This is a genomic window from Glaciimonas sp. Gout2 (assembly GCF_035018905.1).
Classification (GTDB): domain Bacteria; phylum Pseudomonadota; class Gammaproteobacteria; order Burkholderiales; family Burkholderiaceae_D; genus Glaciimonas.
The window spans coordinates 42,795-68,338 of the sequence record NZ_JASJXA010000019.1 but is presented as its reverse complement, the minus strand read 5'-3'; the positions used below and the strand labels follow the sequence as shown (position 1 = coordinate 68,338).

The following is a 25,544-nucleotide window of genomic DNA, read 5'->3' as shown; positions in this document are numbered from 1 at the left end:
AAAAGGGGTAGCGTAAGGATTCCTTCGTAAATGAGTAACATCGTCGATGTTGCTAAATTTTGAACATCACGCCGTAATCAATCGGCCCCGACGGCCGGTCGCGCAACTCGTACGTCCCGAAACGATTTGTGTGATGCGTCCTATACGGGCTGAATGCAGCGAGCAATTCTGGCGTCAACTGCATGCCTTCAGCTTCCAGTTCCTTGAATGCCTGTGTCATTGTGTGGCAGTTATGAAAAATCAGCAGGTTGGCGACCAGATGGTTGTACTTGATGATCTTCAACTGGTTGTCGCGCACATTGTCTTCGATGGTGTCGGAGCCGAAATATGCCCACTGGGCGAAGTTGTTGAAGCCTTCGCACTTGTTCTGGGCCGCCTGGATGGTCTGTCGCAGTTCCTGGTCGCCGATATATTCCAGCAGGAACATCGTGCGCACGGCACGGCCCAGTTCGCGAAACGCGAAGTACAGCTTGTTTTTCCGGCTGGCAGTGCCCAGCTTGCGCAGGATGGTCGACGGCGAAATGCGGCCGGCCTGAATCGATTGCGCCACTTGCAGCATGTCCGGCAAGTGGCACGCGATCAGATCCCAGTCGATCACGTCCTTTGAAAACAGAGTGTCGATGTGCTCGTAGGCTGTGTCGCTGTCCGGGCGAAACCACTTCAGGTCTTTCCAGTTGCGAATCCGAGGCATCAGCTTGATGCCCAACAAAAATGCCAGTCCATAGACCGGTGCGCTTTGCGCCTGCGTGTCGCCATGCAGTATGTCGGGCTGAATGTCAGACGTGTTCTTGGTGAGTCCGTCGAGGATATACACGGCCTCCCAGACGCCACAGGGAATGAAGTGCGAAAACAGCGCAATGTAGGTGTCGCTGACGTGATAATAGGCAATACCGCCGTAACCGCCGTAGCGAATATGCCGCTCCGACAGCAAATTGTTTTCGTACAGGTTCCATTGCGTGCCGTCGGCGGCGGCACGCTTGGTGTCACCCCAATACTGCGGCAGCTGAAATTGGTTGTAGCCATTGATCGCCGTGCTGATTGCGGCCTCCAGCTTTTCGGTGGTGATCTGGCGCTGATTGACGAAGGACACTTGGCGCGCGCTCACGTCGGTAATATTTTTTGCGATCTGGGTTGGCCCCATGCCGGTGCCATAAGCGAATACCGTCAGAATCTTGCGCCGGGCTTCGTCGTGCAGCTTTCCCTGGTGGCCGCTCAGTGGCCCGAAGTGCTTGCCCCAGCCCAGCCATTGCATCGTGTCGGCCAGTACATCGAGCAATGAAAGTTCCAGGCTGTCGAGCTTGCGCCGCAGCGCATCATCAAGCTCCTTGAATCCGGCTGGCAATATTTTTTTCTTGTACCGGTCCAGTTTCGGTCGTCCGTCAACGATATTGAAATGCAGATTCACCTGATAACCCTGGTCGGCCTGCTGTGCTGCCTGCGTCAGGAGCGCACACACGTGGGCGACAAACTCGGTACTGCTGACCGGAATACCGACTTTTTCTCCATAGTCTGCACGCGTGCGCTCGCATTCCTCCATTGGCACCAGCTCATCACGATGGTCGGCATAGGCATCGCTGCCAGTCACACAAACGTCGCCAGACTTCAGTTCCCGCACCATCTGCGTGCAGAAACAGACTTCGAACTGGCGCCGGTTGATGCGCGTCAGCGCAACGTTGCGCTGGGTTTCGCCAGTCACGAGCTTCCACCATTTTTCCGGAATCCAGGCAAGGTTCGTCAGCGTCAGGCGCGCGCTGTCGGCAGCCGTGAGCGTTATCCATTCGTGGTGCCGATGCCGATTTTCCAGCACGAAGGCCAACGCTTGCTCGACGCCGGCATCCTGACTGGTCGCGACCAGCGGCAACTTGCTGAGAATGCGCAGTACCTCGACGCGACGCGGCTTGAAGAAATGCCAGAAGAACCGGCATTGGTTCTTGCCGCCATATTCGGCATGCAGGCGGGAGAACTCGCATAAGTCCGGGCGAGCCGTGACCGCATTACGGATGGCCAGCAATTGTTCGCTATCCGGTTGGTCGGAATTGAGCAGCGCTTCCATCGCTGCGAACCGCCGCAAAATCTCGTCGGTTTTTTCTTGATTGTCGGCCAGGTACTTTTCCAGGGCCTCGTCGGCGGCATGTTCCACTCGCTTCATCTGCTTGCAGAAAATATTGCACAGGTCGTCGGTCACGCGCGCCAGGCGCTGCCGAATCAGGGCCAACGTCACTGCATGGCGCTTGGGTGCGGCCATGTCCATCATGCTGGTCGCGTCAAGGCTATTGCCTTCGAGCGCCCACTGCTTGATCTTCACAAAAGGAATCGGTTTGAGTAGATCGGCATGGCATGCGAGTCCAGTTAGCTGGTCGTAACGCGCCACCAGGGCGCGCATGCCGTCGATGGTCGGCATGGCCGCATCCTGCTTGATATCGTTCCAGGCGCTGACATGGCGCGGATCATCGCCCACCACGTACAGCGCATCCAGAAAAGCGCGCCCGCTCTCGCCCAGAGCTGCCTCGATGCGCGCATACATCGCCTGCGTCGTAGCGGCCCGTTGAGCCCGCGCCTCACGCACCAGCGTGTCGAAGGCCGGCAATTCATAACAGTGGCGCACCAGTGTCTCGATGCCGATGTTCACGATATCGATTACATCATCCTTGGTCAGTGATGCGTCGGCCAGCGTTTGCCGCAGCAGTTGCTTACCTGATTCGCTGAACGCCTTGACCGACAGAAATTGGCGGATTGCTGACAAATGCTTGCGCCTGGCTTGCGATACATCGTAGCTGCGCAATTTGTCGCGCTCGCAGGATGCGCCGATCACCGCGCCGATATGATCAACAATCGCGCCTGGCACCTGAACAGACGTGACAAAGTAACCGAGCCGCTGGTAGGTCTTGAGGAGCAACGCAAATCCCAACCGGGTTGCATCCGACCTGGTCGCACCTTCGCAAAAAACACGTTCGGCGTCGGTCAGCGTGTAGAAGCGCTCCAGCTCGATGGGCGACAGGCGACTTTTGAAGCGTGGATAGGCGGTGTCGCTTGGTTGCAATTTGGCAAGTTGGAGATGTAGTGCAAGAAAAACGACCGTTTATCTTGCGATCAGGAAAATGCCCGGACAGGGCCGAAAAACCACAAGAAAACTCATTGAAAAAAACAACACAATATTGTACCCTTACTTTTAGCTTTTCTTGTACATTGGACGCATTATGTTGGTCGGATATGCTCGCGTTTCCAAAAGTGACGGCAGCCAGACGCTGGCGCCGCAACGCGACGTGCTGATTGCTGCCGGTGTGGAGCCGGATCGGATTTATTCGGATTTGGCATCCGGCCGCAAGGATGATCGGCCTAGATTGAATGCTTGCCTCAAGGCCCTCCAGCCCGGCAATACGTTGGTGGTGTGGAAACTGGATCGGCTGGGCCGTGACTTGAAGCACTTGGTCACGACGGTGGACGAATTACGTAATCGCAACATCGGCTTGAAAGTATTGGCCGGGGCTGGCGCACAGATCGACACAACCACCGCAAACGGGCGGCTATTCTTTGGAATTTTTGCGACGCTGGCGGAATTCGAGCGGGAATTGATTGCTGAGCGCACGCATGCGGGGCTTGCTTCGGCAAGAGCGCGTGGGCGTCAAGGCGGGCGTCCTCGGAAGATGGATCGAGCCACTGTGATGATGGCGATGGCCGCGATGGCTGACCCGAAAGCCAAAGCCGTCGAAGTGGCACGCCGTTTGGATATTACGACTACGACACTTTATGCATATGTGAATGGGGATGGCACGTTGAAGCAAGCAGGGCAGAAGATTTTGATTAAAACGTAGCTGGATCGACAGAGAACGGCCAGAAGCCGTCACTTGTAATCGGGCTGTAGATGATTGGTTCCCTAGTCTGGCGGTAGGAAATGCGAGCTGCTCGACCAAGCGGGTAGTATTCACGCAATTAAGGCTTTGTCGGTCCTAACCCATATTTGACAACGGAATACCGGCCCATGGAGGACCTCTTGCTTGCTTCGCTACCCAAGCCGCCGTTCACTTCGGCACATCCACCCCTAGTGTCGGATGCTGCCACCCTGCCCGAGGCACAGCCCCTGTTGGAGTGTGTCACGGCCGCGTTGGGGGTGGCTGTGGCGTGGATTGACTTTTCTGATGGTACGCGACCATGCTATGTCGCCACTGCCGACCCAGTCGCATTAGCTGGCCTGCTGAGCGACGAGACGCTTCTGGCCCTTGCAAGGGATAGTGAAGAACTAGTCGTGGTGGACGACGCTGCGCAGGACCCTCGATTATTCGCCAGTCCCTGGGTTACCGGACCAATCGGAATCCGTTTTTTTGCCAGTGCGCCGATACTGTTGGGACACCAACCGGAGCGCACGGGTACCTTGTGTGTTGCAGATCGCACAGCACGTTTGCTTGACGCTAGCCAGGCCCACAAATTGGTAGCTCTGGCGGCCATTGTCGCCAAAATTATCGAAGGGTCTCAAGCAGTACAGCATGGAAATACCTTGCAGCTTGAACTGCGGCGTACCAAAACGCTGCTGGAACGTACTGGGGCCATGGCTGGGGTCGGTGGTTGGGAAGTTGACCTGGTCGCAAATACGATATTTTGGTCCGATGAAACCTGCCGTATTCATGGGGTTGCGCCGGGGTATTTGCCCCAGCTGAGCGAAGCGATCGAGTTTTACGCGCCACAGGCTAGACCGGTGATTGAGGCCGCAGTTACACAGTCCATCGCAACCGGCCAGCGCTGGGACCTTGAGTTGCCGTTTATTCAGAAAAACGGTACCGAAATTTGGGTACGTGCCTTGGGTGTGGCGGAATTTAAACAGGGCAAGCCCGTGCGCCTGGTGGGCGCGTTTCAAGACATTACCGCACGCCGCCTTGCCGAAGCGGCGCTCGTGATCAGTGAGTCGCAATTTCGCGGATCGTTTGAGGCGGCTTCGCATGGCATTGCGCTGGTCTCCGTCCACGGAAGATTTCTCAAGGTCAACCAGTCATTATGCAAGTTGTTAGGTTACGGCGAAGCGGAACTGCTCGTGACAGATTTCCAAACAATCACCCACCCAGATGATCTGGCATTGGACCTGCACCACGTTGAAGAATTGCTACAGGGCGTTGTTGAAACCTATGAAATGGAAAAGCGTTATTTCCACAAAGACGGCCGAACCATCTGGGCCCAGCTCAATGTGTCGCTGGTGCGCACGCGGGACGGTGCGCCGGTTCACTTTGTATCCCAGATTCAGGACATTACCGATAGAAAAAATTTGACTGCGCGCCTACAGACCTTGCTCGACACCGCCAGTGATGGTATCCACATTCTAGACCGTGACGGCAATGTCTTGCAGTTCAGTCAATCTTTTACCCTGTTGCTTGGCTATACCGCAGAAGAAACAGCACGGCTCAACGTCCGCGATTGGGACGCCATGTTTGAGCCCCAGGAACTGATTGCCGAAATAGGTCGACTAATTGCGCAGCCGCGGGCCTTTGAGACCCGTTATCGGCGCAAGGATGGAATCATCCTTGATGTGGAGATCAATGCCAAGGGCGTAGTGCTGGACGGCGTGGACCTCCTGTACGCGTCGGCACGCGACATCACTGCACGCAAGCAGGCCGAATGGGCCCTCGAACAAGGTCGGCTGTTGACCAAGGACATCCTTGATTCGGTGTCCAGCGAGATTGTCGTGTTGAACGAGTCCGGGGTCATTATGGCGACCAACGAGGCCTGGCGACGATTCGCCGCAGACAATGGCGGCTGCCTTGACAGCCCTAGCAGCGATAACGTCGACGTTGGTGCCAACTACCTCGCAGCCCTAAGCACTTTGCCGCCCGAGCCTGCTGATAGCGTCAACATCCGTGAAGGGATCGAGGCCGTCATCAACGGCAAGTTGCCAAAATTCAGTTGTGAGTATCCCTGCCACACACCAGAAAAGCAGCGCTGGTTTGTCATGAAAGTCACCCCCATGCACACTGGCGACCGGGGCGCAGTGATCGTTCATGTCGATATCACGGATCGCAAAGAAGCCGAAACCCTCATGTACGACTACGCTTTCCATGACAGCCTGACCAAGCTTGCTAACCGGCGCCTGCTGAAAGAGCGCCTCAATATGACCATCGCCAGCAACAAGCGCAGTGGAACCTACGGCGCATTGCTGGTAATCGACCTAGACAACTTCAAGCCCCTCAATGACCAATTTGGCCATGCAGTGGGTGACCTCTTGCTCAAGGAAGTCGCCAACAGGCTTAAGGATAGTGTTCGCCAAGACGACACCGTAGCCCGTATCGGAGGTGATGAGTTCGTTATCGCGCTGGGGGGATTGAGCGAAAGCCAGACGGATTCGCGCCAACTCGCCGTGCAAATTGCTGAGAAAGTTCGCAACCGCCTTTCCGAGATCTACAACTTTACAGTGCACCAGGGGCTGGGTGAAGTTGCAATTTCGCACCGATGTTCCGCCAGCATTGGCGTCGCACTTTTTTCGCCCACCGGATCGGACCAGATGGAATTATTTCGCCAAGCCGATGCAGCCATGTACCTTGCCAAGGAGTCCGGCCGCAATGCCGTCCGCTTTGAAGATGAATGATGACCGGCCGGGCTGCTAGTGATCTATAGTTGGGAAAGTTCAATCGCTTCGAAGGTTTCGTCGTTACGCTGTTGAATCCCGGCTCAAAGAATTCAAGAAACTACTGCGTCTAACATGCATGTTCAATGGCCGCAATGGGGCGTTACCTATCGTTCGGTGACGCGAAAATACTTTGATTCCAAAGCTGTTTTCGCCTGTTACTCATTTACGTAGGAATCCTTACGGTCCCCCAATGACAGCGGCTTGAAGCGCCACAGCAGCCCGATTACACACCCATAGGCGCCCAAAATACCCACAGCGTAAATCAGCAATCCCCGCGTCGTAAGTTGCAGCACGCTGAACAAATAAGACATCAGCAGGAGTATTAAGAACACAGATCGTGCACCATCAGCCTCGTACATCGCGTACAGAGTAATGAGGGAAGAAGCCAAAATTTGTGGAAGGGCAAGATTCGGATCGTTGAACCGCAGATTGAGGCCCAAGCGAAAAAGAATATAGAAAGCGATGACTGCAAGCAATACCAGCGTGGCACTGCGATAAAATGCGGTGCTTGAAAGAACATCTTGCCAATAGCAGGCAAACAACAGGCCGATCGCCAAGAAGGACGTCCCGGCCGCCAGGAAATAGCGACGCATGCGTAGCGCCTGCTTGGGGTCGTCGTAATAACCCAAAAGAATATCCAGCCATTCCAGCGACCATGCGAATGATTTGGCGTCTTCTTTAAGTACTTCCGAGACGCAGTCGCCGAGGATTTCTTGGTTGTAGTGGCGCATATCCGAGCGGTACCGGCGATTTTGGGACAGGATTGCAATTTTGCAACATGGGTTCACAACCTGAAGGAAAGACGATTAAACAGTGCTCCTCAGCTCTGGGTCAGCATAGTCTCTTTTATTCAAACGTTGCATGTTGCTTGATAGTACCGTTTTATCTAGACCTCGTCATCAGAATATCTTATACGCCCGCAATTTTGTCCAGATTTTTCATCCTACTTCTTCGTAAAAAACTGTGAACCCGCTCCAATCAACACCAGCAGACTCTTCGGTAATTCCGGCACTACTGCACCGCACATTGCCTGCGGATAACTTTCCCCTTTTCACCTGCGGTGAACACGGTGTTTATGGCACATTCTTTAATGTGGCAAACCATGGCAGCATCAGGAGGGATTCTCGAATACAGCACGAAAATATCAAACACTGCCTGATTCGGCAAGCGGTGCAAATAAATAAAGCCTTGCATGGCTGCAAGGCTTTCGTATTTTTGACTTTGTTCTAAGGCCTTTGCACTTTTTAAATTTGTGGTGCGTTACAAGACGCGGTTAATTTTTATTAACGTCTCGCAGCGTACATTCCCTGCACATCAACACTGACCATTTTTCAGCGTTAACCGGGAACCCGGCCGTCTTTGAATGCATGCCTGGATCCTTTTGGCCCCCTATACAGCATCAAGGTTGCTAGCAGGCCACAAACAGCAGCGAAGCTCATCCAATAAGCGGGTGCGGCCTTGTCACCTGTGATTTGAATGAGGAAAGTCGAGACTGCAGGCGTAGAGCCACCAAAAATCGCGGTAGCCAAACTGAAAGCGAGCGAAAAGCCTGCAACACGCACATTGACCGGCATTACTTCCGTTAACGCTGCGACCATCGCGCCGTTATAGACACCAAAGAAAAATGAATACCACAACAGCACAATGAGCATACGCTCAAAGCTCGGCGCGCTGACGAGCCAGGATAAAGTGGGATAAGCAGTAAAAATGGCTAAGAGGGTAATGCCAATCAAAATCGGCCGGCGGCCAATGCGGTCCGACAACGCCCCGCCAATCGGTAGCCAGATAAAATTCGAAATCCCGACACAAAAAGTCACGATAAGACTATCTGCAGTGCTTAGCTTAAGCACTGTCCGGCCAAACGTCGGCGTGTAAACGGTGATCAGATAAAACGTGGTCGTGGTCATCGCCACTAATAATGTACCGGCAACTACCGTGCGCCAGTTATGTAGCATCGAGCGAAAGACTTCACGCGTACTGGGATGATGGGTACGCGCATTGAATTCTGCAGTTTCCTGTAAAGACTGACGCAGAAAAAAGATGAAGGGCACAATGGCGCAACCGATAAAGAACGGAATTCGCCAGCCCCAGTCGGCAATCGCCGAGGCGGACATAAAGGCGTTCAATCCATAACCCAGTGCGGCAGCCACCACGATAGCGACTTGCTGACTGGCAGATTGCCAGCTGGTATAAAAGCCCTTATTTCCGGGTGTCGCCATTTCGGACAGATAAACCGAGACGCCACCAAGTTCTGCGCCAGCTGAAAATCCTTGCAACAAACGCCCTATCAAGACTAACAGCGGCGCCATCAGACCGATGGTCGCGTAACCGGGCATACAGGCGATCAGGATAGTTCCGCTGGCCATAATCGACAACGTGACAATCAATCCCTTGCGCCGCCCCACCTTGTCGATATAGGAACCCAGCACCACCGCCCCCACCGGGCGCATCAGAAATCCTGCACCGAAGACTGCAAAAGTCAGCATCAAAGAAGCAAACTGACTCCCCGCCGGAAAAAATGTTTTGGCAATTTGTGAAGCGTAAAAGCCAAATAAGAAAAAATCGAATTGTTCGAGAAAATTTCCACTAGTGACGCGTAAAATTGCGCCCCATTTTGAGGATGATTTACCCGTTACATCGGGGGATGGCACGGTCATGACTAGTCTCCTGAAAAAGGAAGTTAATAATTATTATATTTTTGGTGCAGAAAACGGGAATCTTTGTGGTACATAAGCACCACACTGCGCCCCGCCGCATCATTCGTCGGCTGTTCGCAGTTTGGTTGGCTGGCGTTTTTCAATTGCCCACTTAAGTAGCGCGGCACTACGATAAATCCCATGTGCGAATTTACCATAAGGCAGTGTCAGAAAAAGTGCCATGACGACGCCAAGGTGCACTGCCAGCAGCAGCGTCATGGCGCCGGTATCGCGCCACAACAGCAAAGTCAGCCCGGTCACGCTGGTGACCAAAAGCAGTACGATGAAGCCACGATCCATCGGCTTTTGCGCTTGATCGCCATGCATCGGATGGCGCCGCAAATTTAGCCATAATAATCCGGTGGGTCCGATCAGTAATCCGATCCCGCCAGCGACACCCAGCAAAACCGGTAAGCTGAAGAATGGATAAGGCACTTCCAGCACGCCAAAAAAATGATACAGGGTCGCCACGCTGGTGGCCGCAAAACAGAGCATGAAACCGTAAAAAGTAAAGTGATGGAAACGTCGCCGCCACAGCGTAAATGCATCGTCGGCGTTGTTGCAACCCTCTCCATGGCCACCTCCGAGATAGGTCAGTTGCAACACATTGCCGCTCGCCTCTGCCATCGCACCAGCGGAAGCCGGGCCGGGTGATTCGGTGCGCCAAAAGCGCCGCACGCCAATCCCCAGAGCCAACATCGCAAATAGAAACACGGTGCCAAACATTAATGCCAGCGTGTTATGCGGAAAAATTGCATAAAAATTTCCGTGCAGCGGCGTAAATAAAAGTGTTCCGCGCATAATCATCACCAGCGCAAGAAATAACGAAAGCGCGCCAGCGGTAGCAAGGGCAAGCGTCAATCCATTGCGCTGATACAGTGTCCCCAATGCAGCTGGCCATGCATAATCCGTGTAAGTCTGCAAACGTACTGTAGCCATAGCCTTCGGTACGTTGACCGCAAACTCATGCGGTAACGCGTACTGGCATGCATGGAGGCATGCACCACAGTTGTGGCACAAATTGGCGAGATAGTGAATGTCGGACTTACCGAATTCAAGCCGTCGCGCCATGGCCGGAAACACTGCACAGAATCCTTCGCAATAACGACAAGAATTACAAATGGTCATTACGCGGCTCACTTCGAGTTCATTAGCAGCCAGGCCTCGCGCCTCATTGATCAAACCTTCAAGCGTCTCCATTGCGCACTTTCTCTTGGTTATTTTTTTTCTGCCTTGAAAATCCGGCGGCGTTGGCGGCTTCCGTGCCGGCGATCCGACCAAAAGCAGTACCGATCGCCATTCCCACGCCCGCCGTGTATCCCTTACCCAGCACGTTGCCAGCCATCATTTCCCCGGCAACGAACAAATTGGCACTTGGCTTGCCATCAAAATGGACCGTCGCACGTTCGTCGACTTTGAGGCCAAGATAAGTAAATGTAATACCAGGCCTCAGCGCGTAAGCGTAAAACGGCGCCTGATCAATGGGCTGCGCCCAATGGGTTTTGGCGGGAGTCAAACCCTCGGTGTGGCAATCATCCAATATGCCATGATCGAAAGTGCCCACCCTGCAAGCGGCGTTGTACTCTTCTATGGTGTGCACGAAGGCAACCGGATCCAGACCCAGCAATAGCCCCAACTCGTGTAAGGTATTGGCTTTCGTCCCCGGGAAAACCGGCGGCATAAAGCGTCCTATGGCTTTTGAATCAATGACCGAGTAGCCAATCTGGCCCGGCTGCAGCGCCACCAGCCGGCCCCAGATGGCGTATCGCTTCGGCCAGAAATCTTCGCCTTCGTCATAAAAACGTTGTGCATTTTTGTTCAGCATGACGCCCAGTGAAACGCAATCGATGCGGGTACAGATCCCACCGTCGTAAAGTGGTGCCCGTGCATCGATAGCAACGCAGTGCGACTGTGATGGATCGCCGATCATGTCTGCCCCGGCATCGCGCATGAACTTTAACAATACGCCCATGTTGAATCGTGTGCCACGAATCAGAAAATTGTCAGCAACCCATTCGCCGTTGATTTGTCCCCACGCTTCCCGTAACCATTCACGGTTTGACTCGAACCCTCCGGAGGCCAGCACACAGCTGCGCGCTTCGATACGCTCGGTGCCGATTCGCGCTGCAAGAAACCGGCCATCATTATCGATATCGAGCGCATCAACGGCGGCGTTATAACGGATCGAGATACCTAATTTTTCGGCGCTGCGATAATAAGCATTGACCAGTGCCTTGCCGCCACCCATAAAAAAAGCATTGGTGCGGGCAACGTGGAGCGTGCCCGAAATAGGCGCCTGAAAATGGACCCCGTGACTACGCATCCAGTCGCGACATGTCGCGGAGGCACGTATGGTCAGTCGTGCGAGCTTTTCGTCGGTCAGACCGCCGGTGACCTTTAACAGATCCTGCCAGTACTCCTCCTCCGGATAAGTCTCGATCAACACATCTTGCGGCGCATCGTGCATGCAGCGTAGATTACGCGTATGTTGAGAATTGCCACCGCGCCATTCGCGCGGTGCCGATTCCAGCAGTAACACCGATGCCCCTTGTTCGCGCGCCATCAGCGCTGCGCATAAAGCAGCATTTCCACCCCCGATTATCAGTACATCGAACATTACTATTGTCTCCCGGCCATTTGACGCACTATAACCGCCCGGGTCTTCACGCACTAGCGGACAATCAGACAACAGGTCTTCACTATTTGTGAAGAGTGGCGCCCGGCCAGCGACCTTCAGATACCAGGGTGCGCGTCACATCTGCCAGTACCACCCGTGCAGCTAATCCTGACGGCGACAACTCATTGTCCGACAAGCTCACCAGCAGATTGGATCGACGCGCATGTTTGTCGGATATATGCACTGCTGTAAGCAATTCTGCGTCCCCCCGGGCAAGCGCCGCTCCGGGTTGGATCGTCGCACCGAAACCGGCGCGTACGGCATCCATTAACATTGCCAGACCGTCAATTTCCGCCACGACACACGGTGTACATGTCGCGCGCGCAAACGCAGCGCTGAGCAAAGAACGCAAGCCATGCGGTCCACTGGGAAGAATTAAAGGCACGTTGGCGAGCTGGGACAAGCGCACCGACTTTCCCGATGGCATGGTGATAACATCGCTTGCGCCGATGACAAACAAGCGTTCTTCCAGCAAGGGCATGACACTCCAGCGTTGCGCCGGGTCGGCATGAAACAGAATCGCCAGATCGATTTGTCGGGCCGTCAGCATGGCCGTGAGATGACCCGATAAACTTTCTACCATATGGAGACGGACATCTGGATAGCGCTCGCGCATCGCGCGCATAAAGGGCAGTCCGAGCACACCGCTGGTACTGGGTGCCATTCCCACGCTGACATGGCCCGACAATCGCGCCTGCTGTGCGGCGCGCGCCGCATCATCAACGTGCCGCAATGCTAGTTGTGCCTGATGCATGAAGGCAAGCCCGGCGTCGGTAGGCGTGACCCCACTTGACGTACGCTGCAATAAGCGCGTCGATAATTCGCTTTCAAGTCGACTTATTTGCTGGCTCAGGGCGGATGTAACAACCCCAAGTTCGCGGGCAGCGCGTCCCATGCTACCCTGCTCCACTATGCGCACAAAATAGCGCAACTGCCGTAGTTCCATAGCGGTTCCAATGTATAACGGGGATGGTGAAATTAGTACTTTTACGTCGAGCGGATACCCACGCTGCGTTTAACAAAAACAAAAGTGAGGCTATTCTGCGCGCTTTTTAGGTCCATGCGAATAATGCCAGAAAAAGGGAGTCCCGAATTGCGTTGGTTGTGCAACAGATCGTAATCCAGCACAGCTTAAAATAAATTTATCACGCATACGGTTCTTCCCGAGCACCCTTCTGCTCAAATCGATCTGATAAAATTACAACAGGTGGTGCACGCAGGGGTATTTTTAGCGCTGGCATGTGTTGGCCGGTGGAGATCAATGACTTCAAGGCGCGTAATAAACCGCAGCAGGCATGATCTACATACCGCTTAACCGATGTTTGCCTATACTTTTCTGCCCGTTCTAACGCTGTGCGCAGTCCCTCACAACCTCACAACCCGATCATCATTCCGTATCCTACCCAGTTGCTTCGAGAGTGCTTATGAAAATGCAGAAAAAATCTAACCTCCCGAGTAAGGTTTGTCTCAGTTGCGGCTTGCCGTTTGCGTGGCGCAAAAAATGGGCGACGGTGTGGGATGAGGTCAAATATTGCTCAGCGCGATGCCGCAAGGCTAAACGTAGCGGAACATAAATACCATTGACAACGTCAGCCCCTCCCCTCACTATCTCGCCGCATAAATCGTAACGACGGAGATTACATGACCAACAAGTCCACCATCCGATTAGTCCTCGGTGACCAACTTAATCCATTGCATAGCTGGTTCAATTTGCCGCGGGATGACGTGCATATCCTCATGATGGAGGTGCGACAAGAAACCGATTACGTCCTGCATCACGCCCAGAAAATTATCGCCATTTTCGCAGGTATGCGCGACTTCGCCCAGCGCCTGACTAAGGCGGGGCATCACGTGCATTATCTGGCGATTGACGATCCGGACAATCTACAATCGTTACCCGCAAATATAGACCGGATAATTGCGCATTTTGATGCTGGCGCCTTTGAATATCTGGCGCCAGACGAGTGGCGACTTGACCGGCAAATGGACGACTATGTGCAGCAGTTATCCATACCGTCGCAGATGGTGGATAGCGAACACTTTTACACGAAACGTGAGGAGGTCGGCACACTGTTTGGTGGGCGAAAAAAGTGGATGATGGAGACTTTTTATCGCCATATGCGGGTCAGACACCGTGTATTGATGGAAGCCGGTAACAAGCCCGTGGGTGGGCAGTGGAATTATGATCACGATAACCGTAAGTCCTGGCCGGGCTTGCCTGCCGAGCCACCCGATGGTCGCATCCGGCATGATCATTCCGCACTCTGGAGGACGATCGAAGCGGCAGGCGTTAAAAGCTTAGGTCAGCCAAATGCAGCACAGTTTGCATGGCCATTGAATCGCGCCGAGGCGTTGCAACAACTTGACGATTTTTTGGTCAGCGCGCTTCCGTATTTCGGCCAGTTTCAGGATGCCATGAGTAGTAAAGCGTGGCGCTTATTTCACTCCATGCTGTCGTTCGCGCTCAATACCAAGATGCTCGGTCCGGGCGAGGTGGTGACGAAGGTTGAGACCGCGTGGCGTGCCGGAAGCGTACCCCTGGAAGCAGCCGAAGGTTTTATCCGGCAAATCCTGGGGTGGCGTGAATACGTGCGGGGCATGTATTGGCATCATATGCCCGATTATGCAGCGCAAAATGTATTCGCTCACGAGCGCCCGTTACCAAAATGGTTTTGGACCGGAGAGACCAAAATGCGCTGCCTTTCAATGTCCATTACGCATTCTTTAAAAGAAGCGCACGCGCATCATATTCAACGTCTGATGGTAATCGGCAACTTTGCCTTGCTGGCTGGACTGGACCCCGGCGAGGTGCATCGTTGGTACCTAGGCGTCTACATTGACGCATTTGAATGGGTGGAGTTGCCCAATACCATAGGAATGAGCCAGTTTGCCGATGGTGGCTTAATGGCGACCAAACCCTATGTGTCGAGCGCAGCCTATATTGACCGGATGAGTGATTATTGCAAAGGGTGTCACTACGATAAAAAGCTACGTTTAGGCGAGCGCGCCTGTCCTTATAACGCCCTCTACTGGAATTTTTTTTCTCGCAACCAAAAGCACCTCGGAACCAATCCGCGCCTTGGCATGGTGTATCAACAATTGCGCAAAATGGACATTACCGCATACACCGCCATGCAAGCGCAGGCTGAGGGGTTACTGGGCCAGCTGGACGACCTTTGATGACAAATCAATGTATCTGTATCCGTCATCAGACTTTAGTCGCACAACACGGCATCGGTTATGGGGAGCAGCGCACGCTGGCACAGCGCTAGCGCGGCACCTGCAAAAAGCACCAGTGCCGAAAACACGAATCCCGTCGCTAGTCCCCCAGGGCCGTCGGCAATCCAGCCGGTGACCGTCGGACCTGCGATTTGCCCCAGCGCAAATGCGATCGTGAAGACGCTGATGCCTGCTGACCATGCGGCACTGGGCAAGTTATGACGTACCAATGCGGTCGCTGAGCTGACTACAGACAAAAAGACGCCACCAAATAATATTCCCGATATGAATAGCACTGGCGTCGATACCGTCAAGACCGGCAACAGGGTCGCTACACCAAGCAAGCCATTCAAAATCGCCAGCGTTTGACCACCTTTGAAGTAGTCCAGCATGCGCGCCCAGATAAACGACGACGCCATCACCGCTATCCCCAAGGCGGTATAAAACAGCGTGATCATTGAGGGCCGCATGCCCTGTTCCTTGAGGAGTGCGACGATGAACGTCATGTAACCGATATAGCCCACGCCAAACAAGAAATACGATGTCAAACCAAAGCCGAACAAACGTACCTTAAAGTGATCATGCCCACCCTTAAGTTGCGATGTCTGAGGGATGCTGCTGGTTGCAAAGCGCATGAGGAGTGTGGCGAGAAAACAAATCGCTCCCAGTGCATACCATGCCCACTGCCATGCATGAGAAGCGCCATGTATCTGCGCCGCGGTTAAGGTGATCGGGACGACGATTGCGGACAGCACGATACCAACGCCGGTGCCGCCATAGTACAGGCCGAGCAGCAAACCCACCTGCTTGCCACGCAATGCGCCGAGATGTGCGGCCAGTACACCGCCGGCGATAAAGATGAAGGCACTGGAAATACCCGCCAAAACACGTTGAAATAACAGCACGCCAGCGTTCGTCATAAAACCGGACAGCAACATGAACGCGCCTGTTAACACTGCGCCGATGATCATTAATCGTTGCGGTCCGACCCGTCGTATGATGCTTGGGGTGACCAGCGCACCCAGAAAGTAACCGAACGCATTACCGGTATTCATCGCTCCCGCGAGCAAATAGGACCATCCTAAATCGGCCCGCATAGGCAGCAGTAGCAAGCCGTATGAGAAGCGTGATAAGCCTAAAGCAACCGCAGCACCAAAGGACAAAAAGACTGCTATTAAAATGGGATGGCGCATTTCGCTGTCGGCTAACCGACTCCTTCGTTTGATGTACTGGAGGCGCAGGCCGCAGAGGTGATGGTCGAATAGTCTGATTAATTTTTTTTAAGTTGCCATTTTAGCAGGAACAACGTCCAAGCTGTTTGTCACCCATTCAGCGGGATTTTACATTTCGGGCCGCCGATGTAATACCGCTGAAATAAATCCTCTATATGCTCCGCCTAATCAAAAAATTATAATTTTAGCACCTCTTTTTTTAAAAAATCGTTAATCGGAGTAACACCATGCGTAGTTGGGATGAACCAAAAAAACGGAAAGCACGCGTGGAAATTATTCCAATGATCGACGTGATGATGTTTTTGCTGGTATTTTTTGTACTGATAAGTTTGAACGTGATCCCGGCCCTAGGCCTAAAAACACATTTACCAACCTCCAACAATTCACAAGAACTAAAGCCGCAGAATAAGGCCGTCATCACGCTTGGATTAAACGATGCGTTACAAGTTGATGGTATCGCTATCAAGATGGCTGAACTGGTCGCGCGCCTGAACAGTAGCAAGAAGTCCGGCGAACAACTGAACGTCATTGTTAATAGTGATCGCGGGGTTGAAGTACAACGGTTGGTAGATGTCATGGATATCTTAAAGCAGAACGGCTTTGAATCGATTTCTATCGCCACCCGTAAGCGTTAGCGTGCCATGATGACGATGCCATTTTTGTTCCGTTTTCGAAATGCTGCCGCAAGCCTTCCGGCAATTTTTTTGCTTGTCATTCTGGTGGTTACAGGCCTGCAAAAGGCGATCAGCATCGCACCGCATCAGGATGATACGCTCGTAAAGATTACCTTGATGGAACCTGCCGCGGTGCTGGTGCCAAATCTTCCATCGCCCCCTCCCCCCAAGTCGGCGCCGCCGATGAAGGCTAGCGTGGTGCAACCTCCCCCGCAGAATCGTCCGATTCTTCAAGCGGCTGCGCCAACTTCAATCGCCGAGGTAAGCCCGAGCCACGTGCCGGGTAACCCCACCGCGACGCAAGTCGCCGTGCCCGTGCCGACTCCTGCTCCTGTAACGCCTGCGCTGACACCAGCACCGACTCCCAAGCCGAGCGTCGATATCTCGCTTGAGAAAAATTATTACGCCAAATTGAAGGCAGATGTAGAGCGCCAAAAAACCTATCCGCATTCGCGTGAAGCCACTATGGAGCAGCCGCAAGGCAAGGTGGTGGTATGGCTGGAGGTCAATCGCAATGGAGAGGTGAACGGATCGGGAATTGACACGCCAGCGTCAAGCATGCTGTTGAACAGGGCTGCAGAAAGTAGTTTAAGACGGCTGAAACAAGTCGAAAAATTTCCATCGGACGCGTTTAGAGGCATAGACCAAAAACGCTTTATCGTCACATTCTTTTACAGCACTGATACACACAGGGAACCAAATGATTTACAAGGGGAAACGCATGAATAACAAGGCGCAAAGCAAGAGCAACGGCAATCATAGTAGTCCTAAAAGACTGCAATATCGCCCTTTATACCTGGCTATGATCGTCGCTGGACTGGCTGGTTGCACGACCATGGCATTTGCTGCCGATGACGTAAATTTGGGTAATATCGATGTCCAAAGCGATGTGCGTAGCGGTGGCCTGATGGTGGATGAAGATGCGCCGAAGTCGCGTTCCACCATCACTGGTGAAGCGTTGAAACAAAGGCCTGCAACAAATAACGCGGTACAACTGCTTTCTACAGTGCCGGGCGTGCATGTCACGTCGAGTGACGCCGCCGGTTTGGCAGACGCCAACTTTACCATGCGCGGCTTTAACTCAGATCAGATCGGTTTTACTGTCGATGGTGCACCAGTTAACGACTCGGGTAATTTCGCTATTTATCCAACCGAGCTGGGCGACATAGAAAACTTGCAGCAAATTTTTGTTACGCAGGGTTCGACTGATACCGATGCACCGCATATCGGCGCCAGCGGCGGCAATATCGGTTTAGTGACGATGCTGCCGACCAGGGAATTTGGCGCGTATATTGAGCAGATAGTGGGCAACAACCGACTGAATAAAGAATTTGTCCGTATTAATACCGGTGAGCACGATGTGGGCATTGGGAAAATGCGCACCTGGTTTTCAGCGTCGCATACTGGCGAAAACAAATGGCGTGAACCTGGCAGCTTACGCACGAATCGCTTTGAGATGAAATCGGTGCTGGATATCAATCCGGATAACAGCCTGGATTTTACATTCAAGTATAACCATCAGAACAATGATCAGTTCAGTAGCTTGACCAAGGCGCAGTATCAGACCGGTAATGCCCTCTACACCAGTTCACTGCTGGGTAGCAATGGCAAGGTCAACACCAATTACTACCAGTTTCACCAGAATCCTTTTGAGAACTATCTGGCCGTCCTTAATGGCAAATTTAAACTAGCCGATAATCTGCAACTGATCGTTAATCCATATTTCTGGTACGGTAACGGCGGCGGCTCTAGTGGACAGATCGGCTTCCCTGCTGGCGCTGTAACTACCCAGACTTTACCCAGCGGTGCGCGCACTGACGCTTTTTATAAGATTTCGAATACTGTCACTTATCGTCCAGGCATAACGACCATCCTTAAAACCAGTCTGGGTGCAAATGACCTGAGCCTGGGTTACTGGATGGAGCGGTCGCGCCAAATGCAGACTGGTCCTTTCATTCCTATCGATCAAAGTGGTAGCCCATCTGATTCGTGGGGACACTCGAACGCGCTGGTGGACAAGAACGGCAACATCGTTCAAGCCAGCGGCCGCAATCGCTACACCACAACAATTTCACAGAAGCTTTTCTTGCAAGACTCGGTCATTTTCAGCGACCAGTTCAGTGTCTTAGCTGGCGTGGCCTACGACCACGTCCGCCGTAGCGGAGATGATTACGGCACCTTGGCAAATACCAACGGTCAGGATGTCAAAGCCAGTAAGGACTATCAGGAGTTTTTGCCTAGTATTGGTCTGAAATACCAGATCGACCAACGTAATAGCACGTTTTATAACCTGACCCACACGTTCCGCGCGCCGCAAAATTATACGTTGTACGATTTCACCTTACTGCCTAACGGTAACGTTACGCGCAAGGCCGATCAAATGCCGGAGACGTCGTGGTCGCAAGAACTAGGCTGGCGTTATAGCGCAGAACGGGCAGCATTTGGCGCGACACTGTTTTACATCAGTTTTAGCAATCGCATGGCACAGGTTGTCGATACCGACGGTACCAGCTTTAACTTCAACGTCGGTAACGTCGTGAATAAAGGCTTCGAACTCGAAGCCAGCTACGCATTGAGCAAGACTCTTAATGTGCACAGTGCATATAGTTTTACCAGCGCGATTCAACAGGATAACTTCGTTACCAACGGCGTAGCGCTGCCAACCCAAGGGAAGCAGTTCACCAATACGCCACGGCAAATGTTGAGTGCCAGCCTGGGCTATGACGACAAGCGTTTCTTTTCAACATTGACTGGCAAATACACCAGCAGTGTCTACGGCGACATGACGAACAACGAGAGGATCGGTGGCTATACGTTGTTTGATGTGAGCGCTGGTTACCGCTTTGAAAAAATCGGTTTCATGAAGGGCGCAACGATCACGCTGTCCGGCTTGAATTTGTTTAACAAACAGTATCTTGCCGCAGTCAATAGCGTCGCCACCAATGCGATAGCCTACGGCAAAGTAGCCGCTGGCGTGCCCAATTACGTTGTCGGTGGCGCCCGTGCCGCAACGGTAACCTTGGCGGGTTCGTTCTAAACGGGACCCACCATAAATCGTCCTTGCCGCTCGTCCTTGCCGCTACAGGCTTCCGGGCAGCAAGGACGGTCCGGCTACACGCAAAACTGTCTTTGTCTGCGGGTTTTATCAAGCTTTCGCTTCTATTACCTTGCATAACCTCACTTAATTTATGTAAAAAGGTTCACGCATGAACATGCAATTATTTCACCAGCTGGCGTTCTATGTGATGTACGCGTGCGCTGCCTTGGCAATCTTCGTGATTATCGAGCGCGGATTGTTTTTCAATTACACGCTGCGTCAGGCAATTGGACTAGAAAAAGCGATGACGCATGCGGTACAGCATGTACAAGAATTGCCACAGGAACTGACCGCGCAGCCTAGTTTACCGCTCACGTTAGTGTCCGATATTTTGGCCGAAAAACATCAATTGACTACCGAAAAAGACCTCGAAGATTTTAGTGAGTCGGTATATATTGCCAACCGCGGTGCAGTCCAGCATCGGCTATGGATTCTCGATACGATCGTCACCGCCGCCCCCCTGTTGGGCCTGCTTGGTACGATCTTAGGTATCATCGATACCTTTAAAGCGCTCGCTGTGTCCGGCGTATCTGATCCAGGTCAGGTGTCACAAGGGATCGGTACGGCGCTCTACGCCACAGCGCTGGGTATCGGCATCGCTGTAGTGGGGATGTTTTTCTTTAATATGTTTCAGGAGCGTATTGAACGTATTAACGATCATTTGAAAGTGTTGATGCTACGCGCCTGTGTCGGCGGGATCACCGACAAACGCACCCAGATACAGGCTGCGGCCGAGCCCAATAAATTGCATATCGCTTGATGGAATCTTTAAACACTATGCGTACAAAGCCTTTGACTTGGAAGCTTATTTTTTGTAGCGCTGTTTTGATTGCAATAACAGCATGCAGCGCGTTACAAAACGCTTCGTCGGGAGCGCCGGTTGAAGTCAATCTTGTCGCTATAAACGATTTACATGGCCATCTTGAATCAGAGACGAAAAGCTTTATCGCTGCTGGCGAACCGGCTGCACGCAAGATCAAAGTTGGCGGCATCGATACAATCGGCGGTGCCTTGAATGTCTGGCGTGCCGAAGATCCACAATTACTATTCGTGGGTGCTGGCGATATGATTGGCGCCACTCCGGCACTATCTTCGCTGTGGGCCGATGAGCCGACTATTCTGGCGCTCAATCAACTCAAACTACGCGTAAGCTCAGTTGGAAATCACGAATTTGATCAAGGAAGTGCAGAGTTAATGCGCTATCAACATGGCGGTTGTAAATCAACCCGTCCAGACAAAGCTTGTCGTTTTGAGAGTAATTTTCCAGGCGCACAGTTCCCCTATCTGGCCGCTAACGTTATCGACAACGCCAGCAACCAGCCCATACTGGCAGCGTATCGCATCGAACAGACACATGGCATCAAGATCGCGTTTATTGGCGCTGTTCTACAAGGTACCGCAGGGATTGTATCCGGTAGCGGTATCGCTAACGTACATTTTACCGATGAAGCAAATGCCATCAATCGGTGGGTACCCGAGATTAAGGCCCAAGGTGTCAGCGCTATCGTAGTCTTGATTCATCAGGGTGGCGAAACGGAGGAGCCATTCGACCAGACCGGTTGTTCGCAGCTGCGCGGTCCGATAGTCGAGATCGTCAAACATCTGGACCCGGCGATCAAGCTGATCATCAGCGCGCATACGCATCATGGCTACACCTGCCAGGTTGATGGGCGCACCGTGACACAGGGGGAATCTTACGGTCACATGCTAACGCGCATTAAATTGACGATTGATCCCAAAATTGTTGACTTATCAAAAAAAATTACTGCTATCACTGCGCATAACGTCTTGATGGAAACTAATAAATACGTGCCTGACCCTGCCCTTTCTCTATTTCTACAACAACTAAAGGCACGCAGCGAAGCGGTGTTGGCAAAACCGATTGCACACCTCGCGTTGCCGCGTATCGACCGCGCGATGAACGATGCCGGAGAGTCGCCATTGGGCGATGTGATCGCCGATTCACAACTTGCGGCGACCCGCGAATTTGGCGCAAAAATCGCAATGCTTAACCAAAGCAGCATCCGCGAGGATCTGGAAAGCGGTACCAATGGCAGTAACTATGCGCAGCTCGCGATCACTATGCCATTTGGTAATACGCTGATCGTGGAATCGCTCAGTGGCGCTCAGCTATTAGCCTTGCTCGAGCAACAGGGCTGGGGTCACAACATGCTGCAAATTTCGGATGGTCTGCAGTATCGCTGGGACCTGAAACAACCCGTCGGACACCGCGTGGTATTAGGCAGCGTGACGCTCAATGGGATTGCTATAGACGCGCATCAGCAATACCGGGTCAGCCTCAATAGCTTCATTGCCCAGGGCGGCGACGGATTCAGTGTGCTAACCCAAGGCACCGAACGTCTGGATACCGGCATCAATGATCTGGATGCGCTGAGCAGGTATTTGATTGCACGCGAACGCGATGGACATCCGGCAGGACTACCACGCGCAGCTTATCGGATTGTGCGCGTGCACTGATGATTTTCAAAAAACGCGGGAAATCCAAAAGGATCACACCGGGCTTCTTTGAAGTACGACCGGCATGAAAGGTTAAGGCTCTCAATCACTGGCGTGGCTTTGCTCCTGAAACTTCAATCAGCAGGTGTTGGATTACTGCTTCGCCACGCTACAAAAGTTTGCCATTGCTGCTGCGTTGTATGCGTCATTTCTAGCGACGCATCCAGCATCTCTTGCATCCAGTCATCCCCTTGTGCGAAGGCGATCAGCGCATCTGCATTAGCTGCGCCTGATCGTCCGGATGCGCGAAGTTGATCCCATGCCAGATTGCGGCCCATCGTGGATACGACCTCCTTCAGGCGGTCGAGCTTTTTGCCCCAGTCGCCGATCGCCACCCGATCTTCTGAGGGTTGTAAGCCTTTAAGGATGCACGACAATCCAGCCAGTTTTACCGGCTGTAAAAATGCGTGATCAACCGCTTGCATCCGTTTTTGAATCGCCACTACACGGCTCGCTTCATCCGCCCAAACCGGCTGTTTGATCCCTAGGCGGTTGAGATGAGGTACCAGCGCGGACGGTTTGGCCTCTTTAATGTCGAGCAGATAGTTGCCGTCCGGAGAGCCCTTTCCATTGACCAGCACGACAAAACGTTCCACCCCAAGGCTACCGGTACCTGCGATACGGCGTGCCACATCGAGTACCTGAAAAAAATTCGGGTTCTGCTGGCTGGATGCATAACGATCCATAAACTTGATGACCGTCTTTTTCTGAGAATCAGAGGCAGGCAGCGCCTTTACGCAATCTATTTTCAAGCTACGTCGCTGGCCCTTGGAAATTGTCCGCTTGTTCAAGAACGCAGCACGCTCCCGACCCTGTAAGGCCGTTAACAGCGTATTTACCAGCCCACTGGAGGTTTCTCGTTCGACCCAGAGCGGCTTGCCGGTAATGAGGGCACTGCGGTAAGCATCCAGACAGCTCTGGCTAACCGCTAACGCTTCCGCGCGTGTCGCACGCAGCGCATCAGCGCCGCACTGGACGCTGGTCAATAACCGCACCATATCCCAAGTAGCGGGAGCCAAAGCGGCCTCGTCGTAGTCATTGATGTCGAAATAAACCAGCCGGTTGTCGCCCTTGTAGCTGCCGAAGTTCTCAAAATGCAAATCCCCGCAACACCATGCCAGAGGCGCATCCCGAAATAGCGGAGTATCCGGCAATGCATCGTAGAACAGATGACAGGTACCGCGCAGGAAGATGAACGGGTTCTGGGACATCTTGGCGTACTTCATCGCCAGCCGCTCGGGCTCACGGCCTGCATTGTTGCGCTGGATGGCGTCAATGATAACGGATGAATACGGGGAATTTTTCTTGGTCATTGGGCTGTCCGATCGATGGCTAATTACACACATCATATCGAAATTGCAGAGCAATTTGTGATGGATGGACGCACAACACAAGCCCAGATGTAAACGTTTCCCTCTTGCCAACACATTGTGACCTGCTCATGACTGAATAACTAAAGTAGAGCCATGAGCATCCTTGTAAGGATCGTTTGGCAAGAACGTAGTCTCCGGTTTTACATCCCCGGTTTCAAAACAACCTTGGTCCAACCGTCCTTGCGTGCATCGAAATGTTTATAGGCTTTAGGGGCTTCCTCTAGCGGCAGTTCATGTGAAATGAGAAATGATGGCGTCGCTTTACCGACCGCGATTAATTTACTTAACTTGCGGTTATAGGCTTTTACGTTGGCCTGCCCGGTCGCTATACGTTGGCCCTTAAACCAGAACTGCCCCATATCGAAAGCAATTTTTCCTTCCCTGGCGAGCTTATCTGCTGCGCCCGGGTCTTCCGGAATAAAAACGCCAACTACGCCAATGCCACCTGTAGCGCGCACGGTCTGCACCAGACTATTCATCGTCAGATTCGGCACCTCATGCCGTTTATGGTCGCAACATTGATAACCAACACATTCACAGCCGCGATCAGCACCCATCCCGTCCGTCAACGCCAATACCTGCTCTATACCGGACCCGTCACTATCATCGATTGGAATCGCCCCAATTTTTTCAGCAAGATCTAGTCGGTCCTTATGGATATCAACAACCATCACCTTGCTTGCGCCTTTAATGATTGATGAGTAGGCCGCCATCAGACCGACAGGTCCGGCGCCATACACAACCACTGAATCGCCCACCTGCACGCCGGCGAGTTCCGTGGCGTGATAGCCGGTGGGAAATATATCTGACAGCATGACGTAATCATTTTCTTTTTCTTCGGCATCGGGCGGCAAAACAAGACAATTGAAATCCGCATAAGGAACGCGCAACAGTTCTGCCTGCCCTCCTTTATACGGCCCCATCCCTGCGAAGCCATACGCTGCCCCGGCAGAACCAGGATTTGCGATCAAGCAATATCCGGTCAATCCACGTTCACAGTTTTCGCAAAAACCACATCCAATGTTAAAGGGCATGCAGACGTGATCGCCCACTTTGATGCGCTCTACGGCACTACCGATTTCAATCACCACACCCAGGTTTTCATGCCCGAAAATATTTCCCGGTTCGAAATTGGTCCTCCCTTCATACATATGAAGATCCGATCCGCAAATATTGGTGGTGGTAATTTTCACCAGCACATCGGTAGCTTTCTCAATCGTGGCATCAGGAACTTCTTTCACCTCGACATCGCGTGGACCTTTATAGATGACTGCTTTCATAACGACTCCTTCTGTATGGTGGTCACATCGGGGTTGCGGTTACTCCAGACACAAAAAAGACGCTGCTCGCAAAAAATGTCTCTTGAGCTTACGCAACTAATACGTTTATCTTGCTACAGACAACAGGTTAAATAACACGATAAACATTCAAAATTCGGCGCATTTACTGAGA

18 protein-coding genes are annotated in these 25,544 nt (G+C 52.7%); 9 read left to right on the top strand and 9 right to left on the bottom strand.

Features of this window, described 5'->3' with window-relative positions; all coding sequences use genetic code 11:
- Positions 1 to 52 precede the first annotated feature (52 nt).
- The gene (locus QN379_RS14225; RefSeq protein WP_322240977.1) at positions 53 to 3,040 is read right to left on the bottom strand and encodes a Tn3 family transposase; all 2,988 of its coding nucleotides are present in this window, start codon (positions 3,038 to 3,040) and stop codon (positions 53 to 55) included.
- Between the two features lie 157 nt (positions 3,041 to 3,197).
- Between QN379_RS14225 and QN379_RS14220 the strand changes: the two genes are divergently transcribed.
- On the top strand, positions 3,198 to 3,812 hold the full coding sequence (locus QN379_RS14220; RefSeq protein ID WP_323506929.1) for a recombinase family protein: 615 nt from the start codon (positions 3,198 to 3,200) through the stop codon (positions 3,810 to 3,812).
- Between the two features lie 167 nt (positions 3,813 to 3,979).
- On the top strand, positions 3,980 to 6,565 hold the full coding sequence (locus QN379_RS14215) for a PAS domain S-box protein (RefSeq protein ID WP_323506928.1): 2,586 nt from the start codon (positions 3,980 to 3,982) through the stop codon (positions 6,563 to 6,565).
- 197 nt (positions 6,566 to 6,762) lie between these two features.
- On the opposite strand, the gene QN379_RS14210 is transcribed toward QN379_RS14215, so the two are convergent.
- The 5 genes from QN379_RS14210 to QN379_RS14190 form a co-directional block, all read right to left on the bottom strand.
- Positions 6,763 to 7,338, bottom strand: coding sequence for a hypothetical protein (locus tag QN379_RS14210; protein ID WP_322240971.1), 576 nt, complete (start codon positions 7,336 to 7,338; stop codon positions 6,763 to 6,765).
- Between the two features lie 606 nt (positions 7,339 to 7,944).
- The gene (locus QN379_RS14205; protein WP_322240969.1) at positions 7,945 to 9,264 is read right to left on the bottom strand and encodes an MFS transporter; all 1,320 of its coding nucleotides are present in this window, start codon (positions 9,262 to 9,264) and stop codon (positions 7,945 to 7,947) included.
- A gap of 99 nt (positions 9,265 to 9,363) precedes the next feature.
- On the bottom strand, positions 9,364 to 10,503 hold the full coding sequence (gene tcuB, locus QN379_RS14200; protein ID WP_322240967.1) for a tricarballylate utilization 4Fe-4S protein TcuB: 1,140 nt from the start codon (positions 10,501 to 10,503) through the stop codon (positions 9,364 to 9,366).
- The gene (tcuA, locus tag QN379_RS14195; protein WP_168056804.1) at positions 10,490 to 11,920 is read right to left on the bottom strand and encodes an FAD-dependent tricarballylate dehydrogenase TcuA; all 1,431 of its coding nucleotides are present in this window, start codon (positions 11,918 to 11,920) and stop codon (positions 10,490 to 10,492) included. Before tcuA ends, tcuB begins: the two co-directional genes overlap by 14 nt.
- An 82-nt stretch (positions 11,921 to 12,002) precedes the next feature.
- Positions 12,003 to 12,926 (bottom strand): LysR substrate-binding domain-containing protein, encoded by a 924-nt coding sequence (locus QN379_RS14190; protein ID WP_323506927.1) that lies wholly within the window; start codon positions 12,924 to 12,926, stop codon positions 12,003 to 12,005.
- Positions 12,927 to 13,404: 478 nt separating this feature from the next.
- Between QN379_RS14190 and QN379_RS14185 the strand changes: the two genes are divergently transcribed.
- Both QN379_RS14185 and QN379_RS14180 read left to right on the top strand, forming a co-directional pair.
- Positions 13,405 to 13,554: a DUF2256 domain-containing protein gene (locus QN379_RS14185; protein ID WP_322240963.1), complete on the top strand. Its 150-nt coding sequence runs from the start codon at positions 13,405 to 13,407 to the stop codon at positions 13,552 to 13,554.
- Between the two features lie 67 nt (positions 13,555 to 13,621).
- Complete coding sequence (locus QN379_RS14180; RefSeq protein ID WP_322240961.1) at positions 13,622 to 15,160, top strand: cryptochrome/photolyase family protein; 1,539 nt, start codon at positions 13,622 to 13,624, stop codon at positions 15,158 to 15,160.
- Between the two features lie 35 nt (positions 15,161 to 15,195).
- On the opposite strand, the gene QN379_RS14175 is transcribed toward QN379_RS14180, so the two are convergent.
- On the bottom strand, positions 15,196 to 16,392 hold the full coding sequence (locus tag QN379_RS14175) for a YbfB/YjiJ family MFS transporter (RefSeq protein ID WP_322240959.1): 1,197 nt from the start codon (positions 16,390 to 16,392) through the stop codon (positions 15,196 to 15,198).
- A 266-nt stretch (positions 16,393 to 16,658) separates the two neighbouring features.
- On the opposite strand from QN379_RS14175, the gene QN379_RS14170 reads away from it, so the two are divergent.
- The 5 genes from QN379_RS14170 to QN379_RS14150 all read left to right on the top strand — a co-directional run bounded on the left by QN379_RS14170 (position 16,659) and on the right by QN379_RS14150 (position 22,680).
- The gene (locus QN379_RS14170; RefSeq protein ID WP_322240957.1) at positions 16,659 to 17,066 is read left to right on the top strand and encodes a biopolymer transporter ExbD; all 408 of its coding nucleotides are present in this window, start codon (positions 16,659 to 16,661) and stop codon (positions 17,064 to 17,066) included.
- A 6-nt stretch (positions 17,067 to 17,072) separates the two neighbouring features.
- On the top strand, positions 17,073 to 17,834 hold the full coding sequence (locus QN379_RS14165; protein WP_322240955.1) for an energy transducer TonB: 762 nt from the start codon (positions 17,073 to 17,075) through the stop codon (positions 17,832 to 17,834).
- Positions 17,827 to 20,142, top strand: a complete 2,316-nt coding sequence (locus QN379_RS14160; protein WP_322240953.1) for a TonB-dependent receptor — start codon at positions 17,827 to 17,829, stop codon at positions 20,140 to 20,142. The genes QN379_RS14165 and QN379_RS14160 overlap by 8 nt, the downstream gene beginning before the upstream one ends.
- Positions 20,143 to 20,311: 169 nt before the next feature.
- Complete coding sequence (locus tag QN379_RS14155) at positions 20,312 to 20,962, top strand: MotA/TolQ/ExbB proton channel family protein (RefSeq protein ID WP_322240951.1); 651 nt, start codon at positions 20,312 to 20,314, stop codon at positions 20,960 to 20,962.
- 65 nt (positions 20,963 to 21,027) lie between these two features.
- On the top strand, positions 21,028 to 22,680 hold the full coding sequence (locus QN379_RS14150; protein WP_322240949.1) for a bifunctional metallophosphatase/5'-nucleotidase: 1,653 nt from the start codon (positions 21,028 to 21,030) through the stop codon (positions 22,678 to 22,680).
- Between the two features lie 113 nt (positions 22,681 to 22,793).
- On the opposite strand, the gene QN379_RS14145 is transcribed toward QN379_RS14150, so the two are convergent.
- Together QN379_RS14145 and QN379_RS14140 are read right to left on the bottom strand one after the other, a co-directional pair.
- Positions 22,794 to 24,032, bottom strand: coding sequence for a DUF2252 domain-containing protein (locus QN379_RS14145; RefSeq protein ID WP_322240947.1), 1,239 nt, complete (start codon positions 24,030 to 24,032; stop codon positions 22,794 to 22,796).
- Between the two features lie 200 nt (positions 24,033 to 24,232).
- Positions 24,233 to 25,372, bottom strand: coding sequence for a glutathione-independent formaldehyde dehydrogenase (locus tag QN379_RS14140; protein WP_322240945.1), 1,140 nt, complete (start codon positions 25,370 to 25,372; stop codon positions 24,233 to 24,235).
- Between the last annotated feature and the right edge of the window lie 172 nt (positions 25,373 to 25,544).